10 protein-coding genes are annotated in these 7,761 nt (G+C 60.6%); 9 read left to right on the top strand and 1 reads right to left on the bottom strand.

The features are described 5' to 3' along the window. A partial coding sequence (locus FY112_RS37575; protein ID WP_246700644.1) for a DUF2255 family protein occupies window positions 1-238 on the bottom strand: 238 nt, incomplete at its 3' end. Window positions 239-714: 476 nt separating this feature from the next. On the opposite strand from FY112_RS37575, the gene FY112_RS10035 reads away from it, so the two are divergent. The 9 genes from FY112_RS10035 to FY112_RS09995 all read left to right on the top strand — a co-directional run. After that, window positions 715-1,455 (top strand): SDR family oxidoreductase, encoded by a 741-nt coding sequence (locus tag FY112_RS10035; protein WP_151518308.1) that lies wholly within the window; start codon window positions 715-717, stop codon window positions 1,453-1,455. 341 nt (window positions 1,456-1,796) lie between these two features. Further along, the gene (locus FY112_RS10030) at window positions 1,797-2,729 is read left to right on the top strand and encodes an NAD(P)-dependent alcohol dehydrogenase (protein WP_151518312.1); all 933 of its coding nucleotides are present in this window, start codon (window positions 1,797-1,799) and stop codon (window positions 2,727-2,729) included. Next, entirely contained in the window at window positions 2,726-3,433 is a 708-nt protein-coding gene (locus FY112_RS10025) for a YafY family protein (RefSeq protein ID WP_151518307.1), read from the top strand. The genes FY112_RS10030 and FY112_RS10025 overlap by 4 nt, the downstream gene beginning before the upstream one ends. 90 nt (window positions 3,434-3,523) lie before the next feature. Continuing rightward, window positions 3,524-4,150 carry an isoprenylcysteine carboxylmethyltransferase family protein gene (locus tag FY112_RS10020; RefSeq protein WP_151518306.1) on the top strand — a complete coding sequence of 209 codons (627 nt, stop codon included), beginning with the start codon at window positions 3,524-3,526 and terminating at the stop codon, window positions 4,148-4,150. A 296-nt stretch (window positions 4,151-4,446) separates the two neighbouring features. Next, window positions 4,447-4,656, top strand: a complete 210-nt coding sequence (locus FY112_RS10015) for a hypothetical protein (RefSeq protein WP_003539563.1) — start codon at window positions 4,447-4,449, stop codon at window positions 4,654-4,656. Window positions 4,657-4,664: 8 nt separating this feature from the next. Next, window positions 4,665-5,039: a GFA family protein gene (locus FY112_RS10010; protein ID WP_131622657.1), complete on the top strand. Its 375-nt coding sequence runs from the start codon at window positions 4,665-4,667 to the stop codon at window positions 5,037-5,039. Between the two features lie 182 nt (window positions 5,040-5,221). Continuing rightward, window positions 5,222-6,514, top strand: coding sequence for an efflux RND transporter periplasmic adaptor subunit (locus tag FY112_RS10005; protein ID WP_151518305.1), 1,293 nt, complete (start codon window positions 5,222-5,224; stop codon window positions 6,512-6,514). A gap of 12 nt (window positions 6,515-6,526) precedes the next feature. After that, the gene (locus tag FY112_RS10000; protein ID WP_003539566.1) at window positions 6,527-7,243 is read left to right on the top strand and encodes an ABC transporter ATP-binding protein; all 717 of its coding nucleotides are present in this window, start codon (window positions 6,527-6,529) and stop codon (window positions 7,241-7,243) included. Beyond that, window positions 7,233-7,761, top strand: a 529-nt coding sequence (locus FY112_RS09995; protein ID WP_181018194.1) for an ABC transporter permease, incomplete at its 3' end; no start/stop codon positions are given. The genes FY112_RS10000 and FY112_RS09995, both read left to right, overlap by 11 nt.

Genomic DNA, 7,761 nt, shown 5'->3' with positions numbered 1-7,761 from the left:
CGAAGGCGACCGTGCGCGTCATCCCGGCGGCAATGATCCGTCCGGCCTTCTGGTCGAGCGCCGCCTGATACCACCGGGACTTCTGACCATGGTAGCCGCGCACGTAAAGCGCGCCTTCGACGACGACCTCCCAGATCCAGGTCGGGGTGCCATAGGTGGCGCCATCTTCGCGAAACGGTGCGATTTTCAGATCGTCGGCCTGATCGATCTCGCTGAGTTCGTCATCCGACCAGTTCATCTTCGCTCTCCGCTTGTGTCGGCCGCAGCCTTCATACTGCTTCTCGATCTTATGCTCTGAATATAGGGTGCGCGCCCAGCCATGATTAGGCGCCGTAAATCGCATGAACTTATGAGCGTGAATCATCAATCCGGCCGGTCACAGAGTTTCGGTCTACTACGAAAGCCTTTTGCTCTTACGGCGCTCGGCTGGAAGATGGTTTAAACGGACATCCGTCCTTGCTCACATCAGTAGGCGGCGTAACTCGGCGCACCGGAACATGGTGTCCGATTGCGGTTCGATCGGCATTCTGCTAGGAACGACCTGTCGAAAGAGTGCTGACCGGATGGTAGCCCGGTCGCCGTCTCAAGGGACGGCAATTCTCCCTCCAAGGGTATCCGCGACACCTGAGACCGGCTTGCCGGTCGCAAAGGTGTGTCCGCTGATACCACGTCATCGTCGGCGCACCTTTTCAATTGTTGGAAGGATGGACGACCGTGAATCTTACAGGCAACACAATTTTGATCACTGGCGGCGCAACCGGCATCGGTTTTGCGCTGGCGCGACGCCTTTCCGAAAAGGGCAATCACGTCATCATTTGCGGTAGAAGCGAAGCCGCGCTGCGGAAGGCACAAGAGAAATTGCCTGCGCTGATCACCCGAATTTGCGACGTTGCCGACGGCGAGAGCCGCCATTCAATGGTCGAATGGCTGAAGGCGGACCATCCGGCACTCAATATCATCGTCAACAACGCCGGCGTTCAGCATCGGCGTGATTTCAATAGTGATCCGGCGATCGACACTCTCGATCAGGAAGTGGCGATCAATCTGACGGCGCCGATCCATCTGATCGCCGAGCTGCTCGCCACCTTGAGGCAGCAAGAGGATGCGTTCATCATCAACGTCAGCTCGGGCCTCGCTTTTTCGCCGATGGCCGATGTGCCGGTCTATTGCGCCACCAAGGCCGCGATCCACTCCTTTACGCTCAGCCTGCGCCATCAGTTGAAATCCACAGCAATTCGGGTGATCGAACTCGCGCCACCGATCGTCGATACCGCTCTCGGCGGTGGTACGCGCAGCGAAGGCACAGCAAGCCGCATGATGGTCTCCTCGGAAGAGTTCGCTGCCGATGCGCTGGCGCAGCTTGAAGCGGATAAGAATGAGATCCTCGTCGGCATCTCCGCGGACACGCGCCGGATGGGCGAAGCCCTGTTCGAGCGCATGAACAGCCGCTCCTGATGGGTGTGGATTGCCGTGACCGGTCGCGGCAATCCCTCCCGAAGATCGCTGCTCGGCCGCTAGATCTCCAAGCGGACGACGTCACACCAACGATGGTGCCAGAATCTGGCACCGTGGTGGTCTAACCTGCATCGACGTGACGGAATTCAGGAAAGCCATGGTCATCAGACTTCGCGGCGACGCCGGAAATTGCCTCCGCGGATGTCCATGCGATCCCCAAGCATCCCCGTCAAGCGCGGGCAGGGAGGTCGCCTGGTCATCGGGCCGCTGGCGCTGCCCGGGCTGGCGGCGGTTGCCACCGTCACAATCGTGCCTTCAGCAAAACAGGAAGAATGACCACCATGAAACGTATTCAATATCACCAGTACGGCGGCCCCGATCTCATGCGGCTCGAGGAGTTCGAACTGGCTTCGCCGGGTAAAGGACAAGTGGCAGTCAAGATCAAGTTTGCAGCGATCAATCCCATCGATTGGAAGCTGCGGGCGGGACGGATGAAGATCGTTACGGGAAGGGCTTTTCCTCGCGCAATGGGGATGGATATTTCCGGGACGGTCATTTCGGTCGGTGAAGGGGTGACGCGTTTCAAGATCGGCGATGCCGTGTTCGGTCTTGCCCGGTTCAAGGAGAGCGGCGCCCTGGGAGAGGCTGTCGTCACTAAGGACAGTTTCTTGGCCCAGAAGCCCGACACCGTTTCGTTTGAGGAGGCGGCCTGTCTCGGAACGCCTGGAGCCACTTCTTGGAATGGGCTGGTCGACAAAGCGAAGCTGACTGCCGGCGAGCACGTCTTCATCAATGGCTGTACCGGTGCGGTGGGCGAAGCGGCTGTGCAGATCGCGCAGATTCTGGGCGCAAAAGTCTCGGGCAGTTGCAGCGCGGTGGCGACGGAACGGGCGCGGGCCCTCGGCGTTCAAACCGTGTTCGACTATCGGACAACTGATTTGTCGACGGTTCGCGAGCGTTTCGATGTGGTCTACGACACGGCTGCGACGATGACGGACGCCGTGGGGCTTGGGCTCTTGCGTCAGAATGGCCGGTTCGTCGACCTCAATCCCACGCCGGGGAAATTCATTCGGTCAATGTTCAACCGAAGGCTGAAGGTTGTGGTGTGCACACCGAGGTCCGAGATCCTCGATAGAATCGCTCGTGCCGCCAAGGACGAAAATCTTCGCCTTCCGATCGCCGAGATCGTGCCCCTCAGCGAAGCCATTCCACTCATCACGGCTCTTGAGTCCGGACGGAAGCTCGCCGGAAAAGCCCTCGTCATGATGGATTGAGCGTGTCACGAAGCCATCGATTATTTGACCTGATGCAAGTTCTTCGTCGTCACCGCGGAACGGTGGCCGGCTTGACGCTTGCGCGCGAGCTCGGCGTTTCGCTGCGGACCATCCGTCGTGACATCGTGACGCTGCAGGCCATGGGCGCCGATATCGATGGAGAGCCCGGGGTCGGCTACCTACTGCAGCCGGGCTTCCTTTTGCCGCCTCTGTCTTTCACGGAAGAAGAGATCCAGGCGCTTGTCGCTGGCGCGCAGTGGGTTAGTCGGCACACGGACGATGCTTTGGCGCACGCTGTTCAAAACGCGCTCGCAAAAATCGGCGGTGTGCTTCCCCCCGACCTGCGACGGGGCTTGGACGACAACACGTTCTTTGTTGGTCGTTCTGAAAAAGGTTCATCGGTTGTTGATCTGGCGCAGGTCAGGCGAGCGATGCGCGAGCAGCGAAAGATAAGCATCACGCACAAAGATCGAAGCGGGGCCGTGGCCGAAAGGACCATATGGCCAATCATGCTGGGATTTATTGATTCACAGCGATTTATCGCAGGTTGGTGCGAACTGCAGGGCGACTTTCGCATCTTCCAAGCTGACCACGTCATGACCGTCAGTTTCCTGGACGATCATTATCCGGGAAACCGCCGCCAACTCGTCAAGGAGTGGCGCGCTCAGGAAAAGCATCCCTGCAAACAGAGGGATTGCGGATAGCTGATTGTTGTCTCGACCCCCGAATTCAACCTCGCTCTGAGGCACAGCCTGCAGAGCGTTTCGAAGACTTTATAGAGAACGGAAATATTGATGGCTTATACGACTTCCTCCGACCGCCCTTTCAAGCAGAAGCGGCGAATTTTTGCTTTTTGGGTGCTGACCGTTGCTTTCGTCACCTTCCAGCTCATCGCGCATCCGGGCCTTGGATCTGAAAGCCTTTTTCTGACCCTGCTCGCTCAGTTCGGTACATTGTTGATCGCCTTTGGCATAATCGGACGGATCTGGTCGACCATCTATATTGGAGGTCGAAAGAATTCCGCGCTTGTGACCGAGGGACCTTATTCGATCACGCGCAACCCTCTTTATCTCTTTTCGCTCTGCATGATCAGCGGTGTCTGCCTGGTGTTTGGGAGTCTGCTTTTCACCGGAATTTTCACGCTGCTCGCCTATCTTGTGTTCAGATATACGGCGAAGCGGGAGGCCGTATATCTGTCTCACCTCTTCGCCGAGCCATATGCGGAATACGCCAGGCGCACACCGTTGTTCTGGCCCAATTTCTCCAATTTTGAGTGGGGGCAGGCTCCGGCGATTTCCAACCGGGCGCTGCTGGTGACATCAAGAGATTCTCTCTTCACCATCGCCATGATCCCATTTTCCGAACTCGTCGAATACCTTCGAGAAAGCGGCTTTCTAACCATGGCAATCGTTGTTCCTTGATCGCGCCGAGCGTACGTCGAAGCCCGGGACGCGCTCACGGTTGTCGTCGGCCTGCTCAGGCAGCCCCTTGTATCCGCACGTTAGAGTTTTTGTGCGGCACGCAGCACAGGCTGGCACCGCTGCGTCTGCTTGGCGCGGCCCGCAACCTCGATCAAAAAATGCGCATGTCGGCGAAAAAGGTTGCAGGAAAACAACCGCATCCATCCACGCCGGAAAGCCTTGATACGGCTCGCCGGCTCTTTCCAAATCGACGGGTCGCTCTAGCTTAAGGGATACCTGACGAAAAGGAGAAAACCATGACCGACGCACCGAATACGGCGACCCCGGCGCGGAGAGTGTTGCGTGGCCGCCCTTATAGCATCGGCGAATTTGCCAGGAAATACCGGTTGGACGACAAGGAGGCAAAGCGCCTCTACGACAAGTTCGGCCCGTCGGCCACCGAACTCGACCTGTTAATGGCGGCAAAGCGGCGCCCGCCGGGCCTGCCGACCAATCTCGACGCCTGACGGGCGCTATGGAGATACGAACCGGAAGCTGCCTTTGCGGGGCGGTCGCCTACAGGGTGGAAGGCGAGCCGCTTCGCGTCGGCCTCTGCCACTGCGCCGATTGCCGCAAAACGAGTGGTTCCGCCTTCACCGTCTTCGCGGTCTGGCCGCGCCAGGCTTTTTCCTACAGCGGTGAGATCGCCACCTTTTCAGGCCGCAGCTTCTGCCCCGTTTGTGGCAGCAGGCTTTTCTGCCTGCAGGAGGCGGCGGTGGAAATCCGCCTGGGATCCCTCGATAGCGCGCCGACCGACCTTGTGCCTAGCCATGAAGTCTGGATCAAGCGGCGGGAACCGTGGCTGCATCCTTTGCCAGGCGCCGGCCAATTTGCCGAGGATGCGGATTGACGGCTGCTAAAGGGCGTCGCCATCGGGAGCAAGCGCACCGAAACTTGACTTTTCTTACCAATATTTCATTTCACCCAACCGGATTCCGTGCCAGTTCGGCGGCACGCTAATCGCCGGTTCATCTGCGTTGTGATTATTTCACCGCAGAGGCCGCAGGCGGCCACTGACGGATTGAGGACGACATGAACAAAATCGTAAGCGGCAGCGAGACCGGAGCAAAGACAGGCGCAGCATCCGATCTGGCAGCGGTCCTTGCCGCATCGGGACGGCAGGGCAAGCGTGGCCGCTGGCGCGGACGCCTGATCATCCTGCTGATTCTCATCGTTGCCGCAGCAGTCGCCGCTTATTTCTATATGGGCCGTGGGCAAAGCGAAGTGAGCTATGCCACCCAGCCGGCAAAACGCGGTGATCTGACGGTGCTCGTCACCGCCACCGGCTCCGTACAGCCGACCGAGCAGGTGGATATATCGAGCGAGCTTTCCGGCACGGTCCGCGACGTCAATGTCGATTACAACAGCACGGTCAAATCAGGCGAAGTGCTCGCCCTCCTCGATACGAACAAGCTCGAGGCGGATGTGAAGAGCTCGCGCGCCAAGCTCAATTCGGCTAAGGCGAATGTCATCAAGGCCAATGCCGATATGCAATCCGCAAGCACCTCTCTCGAGCGGTTGAAGAGCCTGGTCAGAAGCAACGTCTCCACCCAGCAGAGCCTCGACGACGCCAGCTACAAATATGATTCCGCCGTCGCCGCCAAACAGATCAACGAGGCCGAGGTCCTGGCCTCGGAGGCCGACCTGCAGCTTGCCGAGGTCAATCTCGCCAAGGCAAAGATCATCTCGCCGATCGACGGCGTCATCCTCACCCGCTCCGTCAATCCGGGCGCCACGGTCGCAGCCTCGCTTTCGGCGCCTATCCTTTTCACCATCGCCGGCGACCTGAAGAAGATGGAGCTGCAGGTCGATGTCGACGAGGCCGATGTCGGCCAGATCGCCGTCGGCCAGAAGGCGAAGTTCACGGTCGACGCCTATCCCGACCGGACCTTTCCCGCCGAGATCGAGCAGATCCGCTTCGCCTCCGAAGTGGTCAACAATGTCGTGACCTATAAGGCGGTTCTATCCGTCGACAATGCCGACCTGCTGCTGCGCCCCGGCATGACGGCGACGGCCGATGTCACCGTCGAGGCCGTCAAGGACACGCTGATGGTGTCGAACGCTGCGCTGCGCTACGCCCCGGCCCAGGCGGAAAGGCGCGGCCGCGGCATTTTCGGCATCTTTGGCCCGCCACGCCAGCGTAACAACAATGCCGGTCCGGCGCTGACGGGTACGCAACGCCGCGTCTGGGTCCTGCGCAACGGCCGGCCAGTGCCTGTTGTCATCCAGGTCGGCTCATCCGACGGCCAGTTCACCCAGGTCGTCTCCGGCGACATCAAGGAAAACGACGCACTGGTGACCGACGCCACGGCGCGTGCGAACTAGGCGGAGAGACGGATGGCAAGCCCGCCGCTCATCGAATTCAGGCAGGTCTCGAAAATCTACGGCGAGGGCGAGGCGGCGATCCGCGCGCTCGACCACGTCGATCTTGCGATCAACGCCCATGAATTCGTCGCGATCATGGGGCCGTCTGGCTCCGGCAAATCGACGGCGATGAACATTCTCGGCTGCCTCGACGTGCCGAGCGCCGGTGACTACATCTTCGAAGGCATCCCGACCAGCGGCTTCGATCGCAGCCAGCTGACGCTGCTGCGCCGCCACATGCTCGGCTTCGTCTTTCAGGGCTTCAACCTGCTGTCGCGCACCTCGGCCGTCGAGAATGTCGAGCTGCCGCTGATCTATCGCGGCATGGCGGTGCGCGAGCGGCGCGAGCGGGCCCGCGAAGCCTTGGCGCTGGTCGGCCTGACCGGGCGCGAGCATCACAAGACACAGGAACTGTCAGGCGGCCAGCAGCAACGCGTCGCCATCGCCCGCGCCATCGTCACCGAGCCGGCGCTGCTGCTCGCCGATGAGCCCACCGGCAATCTCGACACCAAGACCAGCGTCGAGATCATGGATCTGATGACCCGGCTGAACCGCGAGCAGGGCATCACCATCGTCATGGTCACCCACGAGCCCGATATCGCCGCCTATGCGCAGCGGCTGCTGCGTTTCGTCGACGGCAAGCTGGAGACGGAAGTCGAGCACCGGAGGAGGGCGGATCATGTTCTTTGAGACGCTGAAGCTGGCGCTGCGGGCCATTAGCCGCAACATGCTGCGCTCGTTCCTGACCGTGCTCGGCGTCGTCATCGGCGTTGCCGCCGTCATCGCGCTGGTGACGATCGGCAACGGCACGACTGCGCAGGTCTCGACCGAGCTGTCGCGGCTCGGCACCAACATGCTGTTCGTCCGTCCCGGCCAGTTCGGCCCCGGCCGGGCGAGCTCCGAGGCTAAGCGCTTCAGCGTCAAGGACGTCGCGGCCATCCGCGACCAGATCGGCGGCCTCAGGGCCGTGGCGCCGCTCAACCAGTCGACGGCGACCGTGATTTTCGGCGGCCAGAACCATTCCACCAGCGTCTCCGGCACCACCAACGATTATTTCATCGCGCAGGACTGGAACCTGGCGCTCGGCCGCAATTTCACCCCTGCCGAGGAACGCGGCCAGGCGCGCTGCATTATCGGCGAGACGGTGCGCTCGCAGCTCTTCGGCAGCGCCGACCCCACGGGCCAGCAGATCCGCGTCGGCAAGGTCT

Origin of the sequence: Rhizobium sp. PEPV16, from assembly GCF_008919455.1 — a bacterium.
GTDB classification, from domain to species: Bacteria; Pseudomonadota; Alphaproteobacteria; order Rhizobiales; family Rhizobiaceae; genus Rhizobium; species Rhizobium leguminosarum_Q.
This window is presented reverse-complemented; position numbering and strand designations above follow the sequence as displayed.

Bases quoted from the DNA above. Each gene is read 5' to 3' on its own strand.
- FY112_RS10030 (WP_151518312.1), top strand. From the start codon at position 1,797: ATGAAACGTATTCAATATCACCAGTACGGCGGCCCCGATCTCATGCGG.
- FY112_RS10020 (WP_151518306.1), top strand. From the start codon at position 3,524: ATGGCTTATACGACTTCCTCCGACCGCCCTTTCAAGCAGAAGCGGCGA.
- FY112_RS10015 (WP_003539563.1), top strand. From the start codon at position 4,447: ATGACCGACGCACCGAATACGGCGACCCCGGCGCGGAGAGTGTTGCGT.
- FY112_RS10010 (WP_131622657.1), top strand. From the start codon at position 4,665: ATGGAGATACGAACCGGAAGCTGCCTTTGCGGGGCGGTCGCCTACAGG.
- FY112_RS10005 (WP_151518305.1), top strand. From the start codon at position 5,222: ATGAACAAAATCGTAAGCGGCAGCGAGACCGGAGCAAAGACAGGCGCA.
- FY112_RS10000 (WP_003539566.1), top strand. From the start codon at position 6,527: ATGGCAAGCCCGCCGCTCATCGAATTCAGGCAGGTCTCGAAAATCTAC.